The following is a 19,538-nucleotide window of genomic DNA, read 5'->3' on the forward strand; positions in this document are numbered from 1 at the left end:
TCGCGAATTTTGGTAAGATGAGAGGGAAGTGTGAAAACAGGAGTGATGGAAGATGGAGACGAGACTAGACGTATTAAAATGGCTGAACGGGCAGCTGCGGTTCGGGATTAAGCCGGGCCTGAAACGAATCGAGTGGATGCTGAACGCGCTACAAATCAAGGAATTGCCGTCGATTCACGTGGCGGGGACGAACGGGAAAGGGTCGACGGTCGCTTTCTTGCGGGCCATGGCGACGAAACAGGGCTTGAACGTCGGGACGTTCATCTCGCCATACATCATCCAGTTCGAGGAACGGATCATGTTGAACGGGGAACCGATTCGAGAAGAGGACCTCATCCGCATCGCCAATAGAGTCCGTGACTGTGCGAACTCGTCACCAGAGACGTTGACGGAGTTCGAACTGCTGACGGTCATGGCGTGGCTCTATTTCCATGAGCAACAGCCTGACCTCGTCATTTGGGAAGTCGGGCTCGGAGGACGTCTCGACTCGACGAACGTGTTACAGAAGCCGCTCGCGACCATCGTGACGTCGATTGGACATGATCATCAAGGGATTCTCGGCGACACGCTCGAAGAGATTGCCCTCGAGAAGTTCGGTATCATGAAGTCGGGTGTGCCGATGTTCCATAGCTTGACGGAGAAGCGGTTGATTGAGTTGCTCGAACAACAAGGTGAGACGATGGACGCGCCGATTCACGACGTCACGCCGCTCGTCTCATCCGTAGAGGATGGGGCCGACACGGTCGTCACGTATGATGGGATGCCTCCGGTGACAATCGGATTGACCGGACACCATCAAGCGTATAACGGAGCGTGTGCTGTCGCCGTCGCGCGACATCTTGGGTGGAAGAAAGAAGCGATTCGAGCGGGACTCGAGTCAGCGCAACATCCGGGACGCTATGAGCTCATCTCGAGACAGCCACGTATCGTGCTCGACGGGGCACATAACGCGGAAGGCGTCGCCGCACTCGTCGAACAACTGAAACTCGAGCGTGACGTGACTGTCCTCGCGGCCATTCTCGCTGATAAGGACCGCGAGGCGATGGTCGCGTCGCTCCAGACGGTGGCGGACGTCTATGAGACGACGTTCGATTTCCCGCGTACTCGAACGAAAGACAGTCTGATTGCCGACGGGGCCCGTTACGCGGACTGGCAGGAGTGGTTGGCTGCGTGGTTCGAAGCACCGAAATCTGAGACGCTCGTCGTGACCGGGTCGCTCTACTTTATCAGTGAAGTCAGAACCTATTTCCAAAGTTTGAAAAAAACCGCTTGTGAACAGGAAGAAAAAGGGGTATGAATTAACTGAAGAAGTGTGATGACAAACCGACTGGAGGCACAACGATGAAGAGGCAGCTAAGATCCAAGTACGGGTTCCTCATAGTAATAGGGATGGTCTTATTGTTGTTCGCGTATACATCAACGTTTGCGAATAACGGGAACGGAAGAGGAAATGGGAACAATAACGGCAATAATGGTAACGGTAATGGAAACAAACAGGGCATTGTTTTTCAAACGGATATTAAAGATGAGACAATTCGAACAGTTACACCAGAAGCTGTGCTCATAGGAGACAGTTTTGATTTGACATATGACTTGTCATTGAATAACATTCTTGATTTTACAAACGGTCCGAACATCAATTCTTACAAGTATGTAGAATGGGCTGTGACAATTGAAGAGACAATTCCAGAAGGATTATCTGCAGTCGTAACTCCTTCAACAGCTCACAATTTAAATTTTGATCCTAAAACACGTCTCTTAACGGGAACAATCAATGTACTCTGTGGAAAGAAAAACTCCGGACTTGAATCTTGTAATGATTATAAGAATGCAGCATTCTCTGACCTCATCACCGTCAAATTGATTGCAGAAAAACCGGGTAGTTATACGTTCGAAAACGGACGGTATGCCTATTCGTTGGAAGCTGACCATTCTGGGAATGGGAGCGGTGCGCAAAAACATAATCGTTCGTTCACTGATGCTGGGAGTGGCTTCACAAAAACGACGGTGACGGTAGAAGAACTGAAAATCAACGTTCCAAGTGAAACGACGATTTATTTGGGGAATTCAAAAACGGTAGAAGCTAACTTAGCGACTGTGAAAGCGGCGATTCCACCAAATGCGAAACTCACATGGGAAATTGATAAGTCCAGTTTCGTAAATCAAACGAATTCAACGAATCAAAGCGTTACGTTAAAAGCGTTGGATGCCGGTGAGGCGACTGTGAAAGCCGTTTATGAATACGCGAACGGTCAAAAAGTTAAATCAAATGATATGAAGGTTGTCGTAAAACTACCGGATTTATCATTAACTACAAATGATCAAGAACTTTGGGTGTACAAAAATGAAGCAGGAACATTGGTTAAGCAACAGACTTTATTGACATTGGAACAATTGGTGGAAGATAAACAAGCTCTTGCCAATCCGCTTGCTGTAAAATGGAACGCTGATTCGTCCGCCTTGAAAATTCTCTCAAGTCAAAACACGTCTGCTACCGTACAAGCCGAGCATGGGAGTACGAGCAACGTTTCGGTCGTTGCGAAATTAAAGGATTATATCGGACAGACGATGCCTGTCTTGATTAACGTGAAAGAGTATCCACAAAAAGTCTCGACACCGAACGTCATTCTCTACATGACAGACAGCCCATATAGCTATCCGGTCAAATTCTGGCCGGAGACGGCAAACGTGACGGGTTACGGTTTGACTGTCCTCGAAGGAACGGATGTCATGACCGCAAAAGATGGCGTATTGACACTCTTGAAGCCGGGTATCGCGAAAATCGGTCTGGTCACAGAGGACGTCAGTGCATCATTTAAAGCAGGAGAAGGTCCGAAAATCATCAGCCAAACGTTCTACGTCCGCGTCAAAGCAGGTACGGATCCGAACCCAGGAACCAAAGATCCGTCTGGCGATTTCTATTAATCTCAATCATAGAAAAGAGGCTACTCGTGAGAGCAGCCTCTTTTTCATTTCTTCAATTGTTGACCGACGAACAGTTGGAGCTGGTTTGTGACCGGGAGCGTGTCGATTTGGCGGAATACACCCTCATTATATTCCATGACGAGACGTGAATCGTCGACGTCTGGAGAGGCAATCACATTCCCAGGAGCGAAATAAGCTTGTTTATTCGCCTGTTGCGGTAATGATTTAAACGAACCGCGGAATGTGTTTACTTCGAGCGGCCCTTTACTATACAGACCGCCTTTCATGTTGACAATGGAGCCGACAGAATAGAGTCGAGTCGGTTCAGTCGAAGCGCTGTACATAAATGCTTGGAGCGTCGAAGAACTGTCCTGGAATTCATTGATTCGATTCAATAAAATTTTTCCTTCGGCGAGCAGGACGAGTGAACTGTCATTCGCACCAGAAGCGACCGGCAATAAATCCGCGCGATCAATGAACGCGTCTCCTAATGTATAAACGGTCGTATTGAACGCGACTTTCCCACGAATCGTCAAATCCCCATTAATGATTAGTGGGCGGCTAATGGTGATGGTGTCTAATGCGTCGATGGTGACATCTCCGTTTAAGAGAAGCGGGACGGTGCTGTTCGTAATCGACTTGGTGATGACCATCGGACCTGTCACACCTACTGGAAGATTGACGAGTTGTAACGTTTGGACCGAATTGAGCTGGCTGGAATCGATAAACTCGGTCGGCCGTTCACGTGGCGTTGTCTCTCCATCGACGACGTAAGTTTGCTTGAGAAAGGGTGAAATCGTCGATGTCGGGATTAACGTTGATTGAAACAGCGTTTGCTTCGGTGAATTGGTATAAGGCAATTTACCGGCAGTGGCACGGTGTCGGTTCGCGAACTGGATGACCGAGTAATTCAAGTTAAAGCGAGAAAAGGTACTCTCAACCGGACCAATCTCAGGTTCATAGTTCACACCAGGCGTGGTCGAATTCGTGAAATAGTTCGGCGTCTCGCAGCCGTCGCACGTCGCCCCGTTTCCGAGGTCAATGCGGCCATCGAGATAAAACCGGCTCGAGGCGCTATTGTTCAGCGTGTTGATTTGGTCTTTCAGTTGGTACTTCGCGTCGCGTTCGAGTGCGAGCTTTGTCCCCGCAAACAAGTTCCCTTCAATCTTCGGTGGACCATTGACCGTCAACGTGTCGTCCGACCCGAGCACGTAATAGAGGAATGACGGCAGCGCCGTCACATACACTTCTTGGCTATACGAGCTCGTTTGCATCGGCTGTTCCGGCTTCGCTTTCGTCGTCCCGGTCGCGGTCAACGTGAGCACCGTCGTGAACGGGGCGTTCGCCTGGTCCGCTGTCGAGCGGGTGATTGAGTAGCGGATATCGTTATCGCCCGATTGGCGCGTCCCTGCATACAACGTATCCTGTTTAAGTACAGTCTCGACTTTCGCCTGGAACAATTGCTCGTTCTCCATATACGGTTGGACGACATTCGCATCGTGGAGCGGGAACGTCGCTCGGAGGTCGGCGACGAGCACATCGAGCACGCCTTTGACGTCGGTATCGAGTTGCGTCTCATCGACACGGAGATTCGTCTGCTTGTTCGTGGCCAAGTTGACTTGAATCGCTGCGAGCGAGAGGACGGCGAGTGCCGCCATCGTCACGAGGACGAGGATGAGGACGTAGCCTCGTTCATCTTGTTTCATTTGACTCCCTCTTTTCATAACGGGATGGTGCTCGTGAATGTTTTAACGAGCGTCGTATCTTCACGAGAGGCGAGTGTCACTTGAATTTCAATCAATCCAGAAGTGATATATGCCTCACGTCCGCGCCTTGGATCGGTCACTTCGTCGCGGAGGTCGATGTCGACGGACTGAACGATGACGTCAGGATTGTTCGTCACAAAGCTCGACGGGTCGAGCTCGAGAACGGCGTCCTCTATATAATCGCCTTGACGATACAGGATCCCTTCCGTCGAGATGCGTGGGGTATGGAGACGGTGGAACGAATATGTATCCCCGTTGACGGTCAAGGCGTCGAACTCGGTCCGGTTGATGTCTTGGAGGACACTCGTGATCAAATAGTCGGCCTCGCTTCGAAGCGAGCTCGTATCGTTCGTCAGACGGAAACCGAGCGAGCCGGACAAGAAGACGGTGATCACGATGCCGGCGAAGATGGCAGAGATGATGAGTGCGAGCAACAACTCGACGAGCGTGACGCCGTCCTCACGGTCACGGAAGCTCCGGAACGTCCGTCTCAGGGAATTTATCTTGAAGCGTCGCATTCGTCACCACTCCTTTCAACGTAATCGGTTGGAGCAACGTCTCCGAGGCGACGGTAATCTCGACGTTGACGAGGTCAGCGGCCGGCTCATTGCCCGGAGAGAGGATGGTCACATCGAAGGCGCGCCCGTTGATCGTGACGTCACATAAATCGCAGACGTTGGCCGGTGTCTGTTGGAGCGCCGCGATATCGATCGGGTCCCGTGTCTCGGCTGCCCGGCGCTTCAATGTATTGAGCGTGTTTTGGGCGACTTGGTTCGCCACGGTCCGGTCAAGATCCGAGGAGGTGATTCGCAAGCTTTGGGAGAAGATATTCATGAGCGATAATGCCAGGATCGAGACGACGACGATCGAGACGAGTACTTCGACGAGCGTGAAACCTTGTTCGGAACGGTTCAACGCATTGACCTCCTTTTCAAAATTCATTTAAAGATAGGAAAAAAGAGACTTTTAACCTGAAATAATTGTTATTTTCTGTACAATGCATATTATACTAAAGTTACAGTGGGAACGGATAGTAATTCAAAAGTCTCATTTGACTTGAAATAGAGGGGGAAATGGAATGAAGCGATATGGGATGCATTTGTTCATCCTGGCGGGACTTGTCCTGCTCGTGTCATTGCCGACGATCGGGCTCGTGAACTATCTCGACGCCTCGGCGAAGACGAGTGCTACATATAAAGAGACGACCGTGGCCGGCATCGATGTGTCGGGGATGACGAAGGAAGAGGCGGTCGTCCGGCTCGATAACGCCATCAAAGACTTCAACAACACGCCGTTCACGGTGACGCTCGTTGATGGGACGGCCCTCGAAGTCGGCAAGGACGTCGTCTCATTCAACGTCGATGCGACGCTCAAGACGGCTTCTGAACCGGGTACATATCCGCTCGTCACGACGGTCGACGAAGAGCGGTTGACGCCTTACTTAGAGAATCAACCGGTGACGCTATCGATGGTGACACCACCGCTCGTCGAAGCGGCATCGAACTTGAACTCAGATGTGGTCCTCGAGATGACGGCGACGGAGAGCGAAGTCGTCGCCTCGATCACCGTCAGTCCGACACCAGCGATGCGCTCGGCACTCGAACGGATGAACGGCTTCGAGATGGAAGCCGGGGACATCTTCAGCTTGAAAGCGTTCGGGGAAGATTTTGACGCGCTCAGCACGCTCGGGTCATCGATGTATCAGTTGTTTGCGGCGACACCGTTCCAAATCCTTGAACGTGTGCAACATGAGACGCTCCCGACCGGCATCGAGCTCGGTTATGACGTCAAAATCGACGAACGCTCGAACTTTGCTGTCCAGAACACGGAACAGACACCGTACGCGCTCATCGTACTCGAAGAAGGGAACGCGATGACGGTCCAATTGCTCGGTAAAGTATTCGTTGGAGCGTACGAGTCGCGCGTCGAAGACGTGACGAGCGTCCCGTACCAAAACATCGTCCGCTTCTCGCCATCGCTTACAGCTGGTAGTTCGTCTGTGACCCAGTCCGGACAGACCGGTGAGTCAGGCAAGCTATACCGTGTCCGCATCACGGATACGGGCGAGTCGCTTGAACTGCTCGGATTCGATTTTTACGAGCCGATTCCGGAGATTGTGACGAAAAGTTCCGTCCCGCTCCCACCTCCAGAGCCTGTCGAACCGGTCATCCCAACTTTCCCAGATGAAACACTGGAAGATGACCCGTTCGATGACGATGTAGAAGATGACGGATTGAATCAGTTTGAAGAACAGCCACCGGTTCATGACACAGATCCGGTACCAAGTGAGGGGGCAGTCGGATGATCGGATATTTAATTTTGATCGCCTTTTGGGTACTCGCCACATTGACCGTGTTCGCCTTGTCGATTCCGTACGTTCGGAAACGCGAGACGAAAGGGGTCATCGTATTGCTCGTCGCCGTGCTATCGCTCGGCGTCTATAGCCTGTACGTCGAAGGGCTCGAGCGGACGTGGTGGGCGTGGGTCCTCCTCGCCCTCGGTTTGGCCGGCGGTGCGGCACTCAGTGCGTTCATCGAACAGCGAGACGTCGCACAGGAGGTACCACAGAGGATGGTGAAGTAAGTTGAGAAGAATGAAAAAACGGCTCGGCGAGATGCTCGTCGAGGCGGGTATCATCACGCAAGGCCAGCTCGACGAAGCGCTCGCACAAAAGCGGACCGGGGAAAAGCTCGGGGACGCGCTCATGCGATTAAACTATTTGACCGAGACGCAATTGATTCAAGTGTTGCACGAACAGTTGAACGTGCCGGTCATTTCATTATATTCAGAAGATATCAACGTGACCGTGACGAAACTCGTCCCGAAAGTCATCGCCCAAAAACATGACATCATGCCGATTTCGCTACAAGGCAATACGTTGTTCATCGCGACGTCGGACCCGCTTGACTTGATTGCCATCGATGACGTCCGGCTTCAGACCGGGATGAACATCGAGGTCGGGATCGCCACACGCGAACAGATTCGTAAGACGATTGGCCGCTATTACGAGATGGACGCGTCACTCATCGAGATTTTAAAAGAAGAAGCGCCGGAACTCGAACGCGAGGAGACGGTGTCGCGAGATGACGCACCGGTCATCCGTCTCGTCAATCAGCTCTTCTTGAGCGCCATCGACCAACGAGCCTCAGATATCCACTTCGACCCGCACGAGAAACAGTTGCACGTGCGTCTTCGAGTCGACGGTGATTTACGAACCGAAGCCATCTATCCGAAAAAGATTCAAAGTGTCATGTTGACGCGCCTCAAGGTCATGAGTAACCTAGACATCACCGAGAGCCGCTTGCCGCAGGACGGACGCATCAAATATACGCTTCGGGGCCGCCCTTACGACTTCCGCGTCTCGACGCTCCCGACGATGTATGGCGAGAAAATCGTCATCCGGGTGCTCGATTCATCGGAAGGGTTGACCGATTTGACGAAACTCGACTTCGGCGACGAGAACGAGGTGGTGTACCGCGACATGCTGAAACGGCCGAACGGGATTATCCTCATCACTGGGCCGACCGGTTCAGGGAAGTCGTCGACGCTCTATGCGTCGCTGCGCGAATTGAACGATGAATCGAAGAACATCATCACGGTCGAGGACCCGGTCGAGTATCAGCTCGACGGCATCAACCAAGTCCAAGTCAACGCCAAGGTCGGCTTGACGTTCGCGTCGGGTCTCCGTTCGATTTTGCGACAAGACCCGAACATCGTCATGGTCGGGGAAATCCGTGACACCGAGACTGCCGAGATTGCCATCCGGGCATCATTGACCGGTCACTTGGTGTTATCGACGTTACATACGAATTCGGCCATCAGCTCGATCACTCGCTTGATCGACATGGGGGTCGAACCGTTCCTTGTCGCCGCCTCGACGTCCGGACTTGTCGCCCAGCGGCTCGTCCGTCGCGTCTGTCGGGACTGTGGCCACGAACAGCCCGTCTCGAAACGGGAACAGGAACTGTTTGCGGCTGAAGGCGTCCCTGTCGAACGAATCATGCGCGGCAACGGATGCGCGTCATGTAACTTCACGGGGTACCGCGGCCGGCTCGCCATCCATGAGGTCGTGCCGATTGACGAAGGATTGCGCCGATTGATTATGAACCAAGCGACGGAGGCCGAGATGGTCGCCTATGCGAAAGCACAAGGCGTCCGCTTCCTCCTCGCCGATGGACTCGAGAAAGTCGCACTCGGGCTGACGAACACCGAAGAGATATTGAGAACAGTGATAACGGAGTGAGCCTATGATCCATCAGTCGATTGAAGTGATTTTAACGAAAGCGGTCGAACAACGCGCCTCGGACATCCATTTGACCGCCGGCTCGCCGCCGATCATCCGGGTCGACGGCAGTCTCATCACGATGGGTGACGAGAAAGTGTTGCCGCTCCATATCGAGAGCTATTTGAAAGAGATTATGACCGAAGAAATGCGGGGCCGGCTGGAGATGCAGCGCGATCTCGACTTCTCGTTCGGAGTGCCGCGCGTATCGCGGTTTCGTGTCAACGCCTATTACCAACGGGGCACGGTCGCCATCGCGTTCCGGTCCATTTCCGGGGAAATCCCGACGATGAACGAGCTCGATTTGCCGCAAGTGTTAAAGCGGTTGATTGAGAAGCCATACGGGCTCATCCTTGTTACGGGTCCGACCGGGTCGGGGAAGTCGACGACGCTCGCCGCGATGATTCATGAGATTAACCGCACGCAGCGCAAACGTATCATCACGCTCGAAGATCCGATTGAGTATTTGCATTCGCACGATCAGAGCATCGTCGACCAGCGTGAGATTGGCTCCGACGTCATGAAGTTCGTCGACGGTCTTCGGGCCGCGCTCAGGCAAGACCCGGACGTCATCTTGCTCGGGGAGATGCGTGACCTTGAGACGATTTCGACGGCGATGACGGCCGCTGAGACGGGGCATCTCGTCATGGCGACGCTCCATACGTCGAGCGCGATGTCGACCGTCAGTCGGGTCATCGACGCGTTCCCGGCCGAGCAACAGGACCAGATTCGGACCCAGCTCGCCAACGTCCTGCTCGGTGTTGTCAGTCAGCGTCTATTTCCGCGCGTCGACGTCCCGAAAGGTCGTGTCGCCGCGATGGAGATTATGATTGGCAATCCTGCCGTTGCCAACTTGATTCGGAATGAAAAGGAGTTCCAACTCCCGACCGTCATCCAGACGAACCGGCAGAACGGGATGCAGACGATGGACATGGCAATCGAACAGCTCGTCCGTCAAGGCGTCATCAACCCGAACGCCGTACCAAATGAAGAGAGGTGACTGAATGGCCATCTTCCAATACGAAGGCAAACTGCTGAACGGAAAGCGTAAGAAAGGGCGGGTCACCGCCGTCTCGCTCCGGGAGGCGAAAGAAAAGCTGCGCCAAGAATCGATTCTCGTCACCGAGCTCGCTGAACTCGAGTCGACCGGATTGAATAAAGAAGTGAACTTGCTCCCTGAGCGGGTCAAGATTGAACATTTGATTATGTACGTGCGCCAGTTCGCGACGCTCATCCGGGCCGGCGTGCCAATCGTTCGGGCGACGTCCATCTTGCGCGTCCAGTCCGAATCGAAAGTGTTGAAGAAGACGCTCAGCCAAGTCGAGGACGATTTACGCGAAGGGATTGCCTTCTCGGAGGCGATCAAGAAGCATCCGCGCGTGTTCTCAAACTTCTTCAGCTCGATGGCACTCGCAGGTGAGGCGAGCGGGAACTTGGAGGAGGCGCTCGACCAAATCGGGCTCCAGCTCCAAAAACAATATGACGTCAAACGGAAAGTCATCTCGGCGTTGACGTATCCGCTCGTCGTGTCGATCGTCGCCATCGGCGTTGTCGCGTTCCTCATGGTCAACGTCGTCCCGACGTTCGCGAGCATCTTCGGACAGCTCGGCGGGGAACTCCCGCTCATCACGCGCATCGTCGTCGCCGTATCCGATTTCGTCGCCGCCTATTGGTGGCTCATCTTCGGTGGGGCCCTTATCGCCTTGCTCATCTTCACTTGGATGTTGAAGCGCGATAAGGAACGGTATGTGATTGATGGATTGTTGTTGAAGATGCCGATTTTTGGTCCAATTGTCCTAAAATCGCAAATCGCGTTATTGACGCGAAGTTTGGCCGTCTTGCTGCAAGCGGCGGTCCCGATTTTATCGGCAATTGAGATCACCGAGAAGATCGTCTCGAACCGTGTCATCCGTAAAGGTCTTGCTCAAGCACGCAAGATGATGGCACAAGGAATTCCACTCCATGAACCGCTCGAACGGAACGATAGCTTTCCACCGCTCATGACGCAAATGATTGCGGTCGGCGAGGAGAGCGGGGATTTGGACTCGATGTTGAACGAGGTCGCGGAGTTTTATGAGACCGAGGTCGAGACGACGACAGACCGCCTGAAATCGATTATCGAGCCACTGTTGATTGTCGTCTTGGCGAGCATCGTTGGCGTCATCGTCATCGCGATTGTCGTCCCGATGTTCCAAATTTATGGCGATATCCAAAATCAGTAGAAACTTTTTATTTATTTGCAGATTTGTATCTTTTCAATCCTAAATTTTGAATGTATAGTAAAATTGTTCTACTTATTATTAGGTCAAAGGTAATGCATGCAGCACACAACACAGCACAACACACAAAAGGGGAGAATGAATCATGTTAGAGAAAATGAAAATGATTTGGCAAGATGCCAAACAATTGAAAGATGAGCGCGGACTCACACTCGTCGAGTTGCTCGTCGTCGTCGTTATCTTGGGGATTATCGCAGCCATCGCCGTTGTCGCAATCGGTGGGATTATCGAGAACTCGAAGAAGGACGCGATGGTTGCCGATGCGAAACAGATGGTAAGTGCAGCGAAATTATATACAGCTTCGAACCCAAAAGCAGGAACACTTGATTTTGCAGCAGGTAAGAATGGCGAACAGTACCTTTCTCAATTAAAAGATCCATTTGGAGATGCAGCATATAAAGCATCTAATGTTGTAATCACTGAGGATGCTACTACAAAAGGGAAATTTAATTACGCTGTTAACTTAGAGGGCACAAAGTACAAATTCACTGGAGTTTCTGAAGGGTCATTAAACAAAGAAGATGCAAATCTTGTTGCAGTAAAATAATATTTCCTCCGGCTGGCGCTGGGCACTCGCTCAGTCTAGCCGGTTTTCTTTTTTTGGCATATACTTACAAGTAAGGAAGTGACCTTGATTGGTTGAATTCATCGGACTTATTTACAGCCTCGTCCTTGGGGCCGTCATCACGTCATTCACGAACGTCGTCGGGCTCCGAGTGCCACGCAAACAGTCCATCGTCACGCCGCGCTCGCACTGTCCGTCATGCGGACACGTCTTATCCGCTTGGGAACTGATTCCGGTCTTCGGTTACGTGTTCCTGCGCGGGAAATGCCGCGGCTGTGGCGGGCGGATCGCGCCGACGTACCCGCTCTTTGAACTGCTCGGAGCGGTCGGTTACGCTTATAGCTTCTGGCTGTATGGCTTTAGCCTCACGACGCTTCTCGCCTTCGTCTTCTTATCGACGCTCCTCGCACTAGCGATGTCGGATTTGTCGACGATGCTCGTCCCGAACGTCATTTTGCTGTTCACGGCACCGGTCCTCATGTTGCTCGCCTATAGCGCGGGTGTGGCATGGTGGAGCCCGATTGCCGGGGCGGCACTCGGTTTCTCTGTCCTCGCCACCGTTTTTTTCGTCTCCAAGGGGGGACTTGGGGCCGGCGATGTCAAACTATTTACAGTAATCGGGCTCGTTCTCGGGCCGCGCGACGTCCTCGTCGCACTCTTTTTATCGAGCTTGATTGGCGCGATCGTCGGATTGACGCTCATCGGCTTGAAACGGATGGATCGCAAACAGCCGATTCCGTTCGTGCCGTCGATCGCACTCGGCACGATGCTGACGTTTTGGTTCGGCGAACGCTTCTTTGATTGGTATTTTGATTTGATGTAGGGGGAAACCAGCATGAGCCGGTCTATAGAGAAAGGAACGGTCGCGTATTTCTCGTTCGATGCGCTCAGCATCCACGGGGCCGTGATTAAACAAGGCGTGTTCAAACGCAGCGCGTCCGTCCAATTGGCGAAAGGCGCGTACGTGGGGGGACGGATTGAAGACGAGAACGCATTCGGTCTCGCATTCGATGAACTGTGCCGTAAACTGAAAGTACGAAAAGGGATGGTCTGTGCCGTCGATATGGCCGAGACCGAGGTATTGTCCCGTAAAGTCGAGATTCCATCGACGATCCCGAAAGATGAGATTCGAGGCTATCTGTTCATGGAAATCGGCAGCTCGATCATCTTGCCGTTCGACGACGTCGCCTTCGACTACGAGGTGCTCGGCGAGACGGAGACGAAGACCGAGGTCATGCTCCACGCCGTCTCGGTCGATTTGACGAAAGCCATCCGCGCCTACATGAAGAAACGTGGGTTCCAATTGAAGAAAATCGTCCCACGCCCGGTCGCGATCGCGAACGGCGTGAGCCGAATCGAGACGCTCGACCCGCTCAAATCAACACTCCTCTGGCACGTGACACCGTTCGCGCACCAGTTGCTCGTCCTCGAGGAAGGGCAAGTCCGGTTCATCCGGGCCATCGAGACCGACCTCCCGTATCGCGCCGAGACGACGGACGGAATCATCACGTATACATATAGCGGCTCGAAGGAGACGCTCGCGACGCAGACGGACGAGTGGTTGAACGAACTCGCTCGCTTCCTCGACTTCTATCGCTACTCGCTCCGGACGGACGGACGTCCGATTGACGAGTTGCTCGTCTCGGGGACGGTCCCGAACCTTGACGACCTTGTTCGGACGATTGAAAGCGAGGCGATGGTGCCGGTCAAACGCATCGACGACCCGCTCCCGCTCTCTCATGCGACACCGTTGTCGCACCAGATGTTGCCGCTCCTCGGAATGGCGACGCTTGACAAAGAGCACGACGCCAACTTCATCAACTCGACCGATGTGACACTCCGGTGGCCGATTATCGCGAGCCTGCTCGCGCTCTTGATTGGCGGCGGGGCGACCGGTTACTTGTTCTATGAAGTGAACGAATTAAAACAGAACGAGGCCCAGGTCGAAGAACAGTTGCAGCTCGTCCGCATCTATCAAACCGAGCAAGTGAACTCGAAGGGGCAGCAAGTCCTATCGCTCGACCAGACGGTGACGGCGCTCACGGCCGAAGAGAAGTTAGCCGTGCCAGCACTACGGGCCTTGACGGAACAACTGCCACCGACGGGCTACGTGTTGACATATAACTACGCCGACGGTTCGTTCATGAGCGTGCGCACCCAGTTCGAGACGCTCGCCGATTTGAACGTGTTCCAACGCTCGCTCTTGAACGACGTGCGGTTTGAGAACGTCAAACTGCTCGGCGTGACGACCGAGACGAAAGCGGAGACGGAACAGGAAGAGACGGATACCGAAACGGATTCGACGCTGTCGCCGAGCGTGCTCGATTCGACAGACGAACCGCTCCCACGCTACATCGGCGAGTTCACCTTCACGTTCATCGATGCCGAACCGGAGACGCCGGAAGGGGAGAGCCCAGATGGTGAGACACCGGACGGCGAGACGGAAGAGACGACCGATGAGGAGGTGGTGAGCGAATGAAACGCTCGACGATTTATTTGATTTTCACAATCTGTTTGTTCGCGGCCATCGCCGTACCTTCTTACTTCGGTTACCAGTATTTCATCCACCAAGGCAACGTCAAGTCGCTCGAACGGGAACTGTCGCTCGAACAGACGAAGCTCGAACTGTTGCGCCAAGAAGGCGAAGTCGTCGACGTCGCCGATTCGCAGCGCCTGCAGACGCGTGTCCCGACCGAAGCAGCCCTCGACACGGTCGTCGAGACGCTGTCCCAGGCGAGCCAACTGTCTGACGTTCGCGTGACGAGCATCGCTTTCGCCGACGGCATCATCGCTGAATCGGAAGTACCAGAAGACATCGACGAGCCGGAACCGAACGATGTGAGTGCGACGGCTGAACCGGCCGAACCGGTTGAAATCACGCCGGTCAACGCCTCATCGGTCCGCTCGACGGTGTCGCTCCAAGCGGACACGTACGAGTCGCTCGTCCTGTTCCTTGAGTCGGTCGAATCGATGAACCGGATTCACATCTTGCGCACGGTCCAATTCACTGGACCTACGGAGACGGGACCGAACACGACCGAGACGGCTGAGCCGCTCGACTTCACGGTCGAACTCGATGCGTTCTATCGCCCGGACCTCGATCAACTCGTCGAAGACCGCTACGTACCGGCCCAGACGTTCACACCGAAAGACATCCCGGTGTACGACTATACGACACCGTGACCGCACGTCCCTTCGAAAAGAAGGGGCGTTTTTTTGAGAGGTCTCTGATTGTATTCGCGTGCCCGTTTGCCTACAATCTACAGTGAAGTGTGATACGGAAAAGAAGCCCGTTACGCACATATGGAAGGAGTCGTTACAATGAAACCAACACAGAAACGTGTCATCCTTGCCTCGATGTCGCCGCGGCGGACCGAGCTGTTGACCCAGGCCGGCATCACGCATGAAGTCATCCCCTCGAACGTCATCGAAGGGACGAACGGACGGGAACATCCGGACGAGTACGTCGGACGCCTCGCCCGCGAGAAAGCGATGGACGTCGCCCGCGACAACCGTGACGCCATCGTCATCGGCTCGGATACGGTCGTCGTCTTAGACGGGACGATTTTAGAGAAACCGAAAGACCGGGACGATGCGCGAGCCATGCTACAACGGCTTTCGGGAGCGACGCATGAAGTGCTCACCGGCGTCAGCATCATCGGGCCCGAGCGGCAGGACTTGTTCGTCACGACGACGCACGTCACGTTCATCGACATCCCGGACGCGTGGCTCGACGGCTACCTCGATTCGACGGAGCCGTACGATAAAGCCGGCGCTTACGGCATCCAAGGATCGGGCGGTCTGTTCGTCGAACGGCTCGAAGGAGACTTTTATAACGTCGTCGGTCTGCCGATTCGTCCACTCGTCGAGACGCTCGAACGACACGGGGTATCGCCGCGCTTTCTGTGAATGAAGCGAAAGTTGGTGAAGGAATGACCATGGTGCTCGACCGAAGTGTTGAATCCGCGATCGCCCGGCTGCTCCAAATCGGGGGCAGGGGTGGCGACCCGCACGAGACGGCCCGACGGCTGTCCGACGTATATCCGACGCTCCGGGCGCTGTCGCAGGCGTCTGTGAGCGACCTCTGTCAAATCGAGGGCATGACGAAGAAGAAAGCCGAGCAGTTGCTCGCGGCGTTTGCGATCGGTCTCCGTTACGTCGAGGAACCGAAAGTGGAGACGCCGACAATCCGTTCGCCGCAGGACGCCTATGAACTGCTCCGTGATGAACTCCGGCTGTTGAATCAGGAGCACTTCATCTGCCTGTATTTGAACACGAAGAACCAGCTCATCGCCCGCAAGACGCTGTTCGTCGGCGGGCTCAATTCATCGATTGTCCATCCGCGCGACGTGTTCCGCGAGGCGCTCAAACTGTCGGCGGCGTGTTTCATCGCCGTGCATAACCATCCGAGCGGGGACGCGACCCCGAGCCGGGAAGATATCGAAGTGTCGGAGCGGCTCGTCGAGGCCGGTCATATCGTGGGCATCGCTTGCCTCGATCACGTCATCATCGGGGAGGACCATTACGTCAGCATGAAGCAACGCGGGTATATGAACGGGTGAACGGTGGGCAGGCGCATATGCGTCTGCTTTTTTGTTCAGACTTCATACTTCCTGACGCTCAGTCGCCGTCTTCATCGTAGCCATATTTTAGATGTTGTTGGTCCGTAACAGGAATCGTTCAACCGGTCGTCGAACACCGAGAGTAGACGTTTACATGCGACCTACGAAGAGGGAATGTGATCAGACATGAATGAAGAGACTATTTATAGCGAGCTTGATTCGAAAGTGATTTTGACAGATATCAAAAACCGAGCGACGAATCTGGAAGAGTTAGACGAAACTAGGCTTATCCAATCCATGCTCCATCACATTGGCTCGACGGATCCCGAACTTCGAGATCAGTTGATCTACACGTTATTCTATCGATTCATCATCGAAGACGAGCAGTTGACGAACGAGCAGGTGACGGACATGTTCCAGACGACGCTCAAATATCATTTGTTCCACGGCATCGGGGAGACGGAATCGGACACCGTCTTCACACGGGCGTTCTCGACGCTGTTGATCGCCTTGATTTTGTATCAGGACCGGCAACAGAGATTTTTATCGGAAACGGACCTGGACATGTTGAAAGCGAAACTTTTGGCGTATCTCGATTGTGAAATCGACATGAGAGGGTACGTGTCCGGGAAAGGGTGGGCTCATTCGATTGCCCATGTGGCCGACGCGTTCGACGAGCTCGTCCTGCATCCGCACCTCGACGAGTCCGAGTTCGGCGAGATGCTCGAGGCGTTGTGGGACAAGGTGATGATTCCGAGCTTATACGTGCATGACGAGGATGAGCGGTTGTTGAATCCCATCTTCGCCTTGCTCGGACGCGGGATGGACGAGCACGAAATCGTCGATCGATTAGACGGCTTGCCGGCTCAACTGAGCGCCCAAAAACAGCAACTCGGGCCCGAACAGTATTGGCATGTCGTCCATAACATGAAAACGTTTCTGAAGAGCTTTTTCGTAAAATTGAGTGAAACGAATCGACCCATGCTTCAAACCGCCGTATCCGAAACGTTGAAGCAGATGTGACGAAGTCTAAGCAGGCGCTTTCACGCGCTTGCTTTTTGATTTGCGTTTTTGTCGAAAAGAAGGCACACTAATATACGGTGAGACAGGACTGAGATGAACGTTATTGTAAATAACCTGTAATCGAATGAACGTTTTCAAACATGATTTTTCCGTTATAATAAAAAATAGTGTAACCAAGAGAGGAGCAGCACGTATGTTTCGTAGTTTTAACCGAGAAATCGGAATCGACCTTGGAACGGCAAATACGCTCGTTTATGTAAAAGGTCAAGGCATCGTTGTTCGTGAACCGTCGGTAGTGGCGTTCCGTACAGATACAGGTAGAATTGAGGCCGTGGGTAACCAGGCCAAGGATATGATTGGACGTACGCCGGGTAACGTCACGGCACGCCGTCCGATGAAAGATGGGGTTATCGCCGATTTCGAAACGACAGCGACGATGATCAAATACTTCATGGAGCAAGCGCAGAAGTCGAAGAGCGGTTTGTTCTCATCGAAGACGAACGTCATGATTTGTGTGCCAAGCGGCATCACGTCAGTTGAAAAACGTGCCGTGGAAGACGCAGCCAAGCAAGCAGGCGCGCGTGAAGCGTACACAATCGAAGAACCGTTCGCGGCAGCAATCGGTGCCGGTCTCCCAGTTTGGGAACCGACAGGCTCGATGGTCGTGGATATCGGTGGCGGTACGACCGAAGTCGCAGTGATTTCACTCGGCGGCATCGTGACGAGCCAATCGATTCGTGTCGGCGGTGACGAAATGGATGACGCCATTATTCGTTACATCAAAAACAAATACAACCTCATGATCGGGGAGCGGACGTCAGAGACGCTCAAGATGGAAGTCGGTTCGGCTCGCATCGACGCTTCGAACGAAAATGAGAAAATGGAAATCCGTGGTCGCGATCTCGTGACAGGTCTTCCGAAACAAATCGAAGTCTCGGCTGCTGAAGTGTGTGAAGCACTCTCGGATACGGTCGAAGCGATCCTCGCTGGCGTGAAACAAACACTCGAGCAGACGCCACCGGAACTTGCGGCTGACGTCATGGACCGCGGCATCGTCCTCACAGGCGGTGGAGCACTCCTTAAAAACTTGGATGACGTGATCTCAGATGAGACACACATCCCGACACTCGTCGCGGATGAGCCGCTCGATTGCGTCGCCATCGGGACAGGAAAATCTCTTGAAATGATGGACGTCCTCCGTTCAAAATCAGGCATCTCGTCGCGTCGATGAGTGGTGACACACGATGAGCCGGTTCGTACGGAATAAAAAGCTCATCATCACGCTGATCGGTATCATCTTATTCGTAGTGATTTTAGGGGTTTCGATTCGAGGACGGTCGGAATCCGCTTGGTACCAAGACGTCACGCGTGATGTGGTCGGAACGTTCCAACGGGTGTTCACGGTGCCGATCGGCTGGATGGACAGTACCGTGTCCTCGATTTCGAACGTACGCGATATTTATGAAGAGAACCGTCAATTGAAACAACATTTGACGAAATACGCGGAAGTGTCGGTCGAAGCCGATGACCTGCGCCGTGAGAACGAAGAATTGCGGCAAATGGTCGAGGCGGCCGATACATCGCTCCGTGACTTCGATTTGATTCCCGCCGAAGTGATCGGGCGCACGCCGAACGACTGGCAGCGCTATGTGACGATCAACGTCGGGGAAGAGCGCGGTGTCGAGAAAGGCATGGCCGTCACGGCCGCCGGCGGTATGGTCGGTCGCGTCATTCAAACGAGCGCCTACACGTCGCAAGTGCAACTCCTCTCGGACAACAACCGGACGAACAATGTCTCGGCCGTCGTCAAGGACGAGGACGGCAAAGCGACGTACGGGACGATTGACGGCTTCGACAGCGAGACGAACGAGCTCTTCTTCACGAAGGTCTCGAACAGCGTCAAGTTGAAAGAAGGCGAGATCGTGTCGACGTCAGGTCTCGGTGGCCGTTATCCGGCCGGTCTTGTCATCGGAACGGTCGAGTCGATCGAGACGGATGAATATGGCGTATCTCAAGTCGCCCGCATCAAACCAGAAGCGGACTTCAATGAGTTCTCGCAAATGTTCGTCATCAATCGAACGCTCGACGAACCGTTCTTGACGGGTCCCGAGGAAGGAGGAGCAGCGGGTGAGTAAC

At 53.6% G+C, this 19,538-nt stretch carries 19 protein-coding genes; 16 read left to right on the top strand and 3 right to left on the bottom strand.

Annotated features, from left to right (window positions below; all coding sequences use genetic code 11):
• Positions 1 to 52 precede the first annotated feature (52 nt).
• Together KNP67_RS01165 and KNP67_RS01170 are read left to right on the top strand one after the other, a co-directional pair.
• Complete coding sequence (locus KNP67_RS01165; RefSeq protein WP_214755731.1) at positions 53 to 1,297, top strand: bifunctional folylpolyglutamate synthase/dihydrofolate synthase; 1,245 nt, start codon at positions 53 to 55, stop codon at positions 1,295 to 1,297.
• 44 nt (positions 1,298 to 1,341) lie between these two features.
• Entirely contained in the window at positions 1,342 to 2,925 is a 1,584-nt protein-coding gene (locus KNP67_RS01170; RefSeq protein WP_214755732.1) for a hypothetical protein, read from the top strand.
• 44 nt (positions 2,926 to 2,969) lie between these two features.
• On the opposite strand, the gene KNP67_RS01175 is transcribed toward KNP67_RS01170, so the two are convergent.
• Genes KNP67_RS01175 through KNP67_RS01185 form a run of 3 tightly spaced genes read right to left on the bottom strand, consistent with a single transcriptional unit; the run spans position 2,970 to position 5,606 of the window.
• A complete protein-coding gene (locus KNP67_RS01175; protein WP_131471083.1) occupies positions 2,970 to 4,631 on the bottom strand; it encodes a hypothetical protein in 1,662 nt (553 codons plus the stop codon).
• A gap of 14 nt (positions 4,632 to 4,645) precedes the next feature.
• A complete protein-coding gene (locus KNP67_RS01180; RefSeq protein WP_214755733.1) occupies positions 4,646 to 5,209 on the bottom strand; it encodes a PilW family protein in 564 nt (187 codons plus the stop codon).
• Positions 5,157 to 5,606 carry a prepilin-type N-terminal cleavage/methylation domain-containing protein gene (locus tag KNP67_RS01185; RefSeq protein WP_131471085.1) on the bottom strand — a complete coding sequence of 150 codons (450 nt, stop codon included), beginning with the start codon at positions 5,604 to 5,606 and terminating at the stop codon, positions 5,157 to 5,159. Before KNP67_RS01185 ends, KNP67_RS01180 begins: the two co-directional genes overlap by 53 nt.
• A gap of 163 nt (positions 5,607 to 5,769) precedes the next feature.
• Between KNP67_RS01185 and KNP67_RS01190 the strand changes: the two genes are divergently transcribed.
• The 14 genes from KNP67_RS01190 (at position 5,770) to mreC (ending at position 19,537) form a co-directional block, all read left to right on the top strand.
• Positions 5,770 to 6,996: a G5 domain-containing protein gene (locus tag KNP67_RS01190; RefSeq protein ID WP_131471086.1), complete on the top strand. Its 1,227-nt coding sequence runs from the start codon at positions 5,770 to 5,772 to the stop codon at positions 6,994 to 6,996.
• The gene (locus tag KNP67_RS01195) at positions 6,993 to 7,274 is read left to right on the top strand and encodes a hypothetical protein (RefSeq protein ID WP_214755734.1); all 282 of its coding nucleotides are present in this window, start codon (positions 6,993 to 6,995) and stop codon (positions 7,272 to 7,274) included. The genes KNP67_RS01190 and KNP67_RS01195 overlap by 4 nt, the downstream gene beginning before the upstream one ends.
• Before the next feature lies 1 nt (position 7,275).
• Positions 7,276 to 8,934 carry an ATPase, T2SS/T4P/T4SS family gene (locus KNP67_RS01200; protein WP_214755735.1) on the top strand — a complete coding sequence of 553 codons (1,659 nt, stop codon included), beginning with the start codon at positions 7,276 to 7,278 and terminating at the stop codon, positions 8,932 to 8,934.
• A gap of 4 nt (positions 8,935 to 8,938) precedes the next feature.
• Positions 8,939 to 9,973 carry a type IV pilus twitching motility protein PilT gene (locus KNP67_RS01205; RefSeq protein WP_021066866.1) on the top strand — a complete coding sequence of 345 codons (1,035 nt, stop codon included), beginning with the start codon at positions 8,939 to 8,941 and terminating at the stop codon, positions 9,971 to 9,973.
• A gap of 4 nt (positions 9,974 to 9,977) precedes the next feature.
• Positions 9,978 to 11,195, top strand: a complete 1,218-nt coding sequence (locus tag KNP67_RS01210; RefSeq protein ID WP_214755736.1) for a type II secretion system F family protein — start codon at positions 9,978 to 9,980, stop codon at positions 11,193 to 11,195.
• A gap of 142 nt (positions 11,196 to 11,337) precedes the next feature.
• On the top strand, positions 11,338 to 11,799 hold the full coding sequence (locus tag KNP67_RS01215) for a prepilin-type N-terminal cleavage/methylation domain-containing protein (RefSeq protein ID WP_052090090.1): 462 nt from the start codon (positions 11,338 to 11,340) through the stop codon (positions 11,797 to 11,799).
• Between the two features lie 88 nt (positions 11,800 to 11,887).
• Positions 11,888 to 12,640: a prepilin peptidase gene (locus KNP67_RS01220; RefSeq protein ID WP_214755737.1), complete on the top strand. Its 753-nt coding sequence runs from the start codon at positions 11,888 to 11,890 to the stop codon at positions 12,638 to 12,640.
• A 12-nt stretch (positions 12,641 to 12,652) separates the two neighbouring features.
• Positions 12,653 to 14,296 (top strand): pilus assembly protein PilM, encoded by a 1,644-nt coding sequence (pilM, locus tag KNP67_RS01225; protein WP_214755738.1) that lies wholly within the window; start codon positions 12,653 to 12,655, stop codon positions 14,294 to 14,296.
• Positions 14,293 to 15,000, top strand: a complete 708-nt coding sequence (locus KNP67_RS01230) for a hypothetical protein (RefSeq protein ID WP_058763221.1) — start codon at positions 14,293 to 14,295, stop codon at positions 14,998 to 15,000. Before pilM ends, KNP67_RS01230 begins: the two co-directional genes overlap by 4 nt.
• 138 nt (positions 15,001 to 15,138) lie before the next feature.
• Complete coding sequence (locus KNP67_RS01235) at positions 15,139 to 15,726, top strand: Maf family protein (RefSeq protein WP_251130757.1); 588 nt, start codon at positions 15,139 to 15,141, stop codon at positions 15,724 to 15,726.
• A gap of 29 nt (positions 15,727 to 15,755) precedes the next feature.
• Complete coding sequence (gene radC / locus KNP67_RS01240) at positions 15,756 to 16,379, top strand: RadC family protein (protein ID WP_235420135.1); 624 nt, start codon at positions 15,756 to 15,758, stop codon at positions 16,377 to 16,379.
• A 186-nt stretch (positions 16,380 to 16,565) separates the two neighbouring features.
• The gene (locus KNP67_RS01245) at positions 16,566 to 17,402 is read left to right on the top strand and encodes a DUF2785 domain-containing protein (RefSeq protein ID WP_214755740.1); all 837 of its coding nucleotides are present in this window, start codon (positions 16,566 to 16,568) and stop codon (positions 17,400 to 17,402) included.
• A 193-nt stretch (positions 17,403 to 17,595) separates the two neighbouring features.
• Positions 17,596 to 18,633, top strand: a complete 1,038-nt coding sequence (locus KNP67_RS01250) for a rod shape-determining protein (RefSeq protein ID WP_021066877.1) — start codon at positions 17,596 to 17,598, stop codon at positions 18,631 to 18,633.
• A 13-nt stretch (positions 18,634 to 18,646) separates the two neighbouring features.
• Positions 18,647 to 19,537, top strand: a complete 891-nt coding sequence (mreC, locus tag KNP67_RS01255) for a rod shape-determining protein MreC (protein WP_021066878.1) — start codon at positions 18,647 to 18,649, stop codon at positions 19,535 to 19,537.
• The last annotated feature ends 1 nt before the right edge of the window (position 19,538 follow it).

The organism is Exiguobacterium sp. s157 (assembly GCF_018618205.1).
GTDB lineage: Bacteria > Bacillota > Bacilli > Exiguobacteriales > Exiguobacteriaceae > Exiguobacterium > Exiguobacterium chiriqhucha.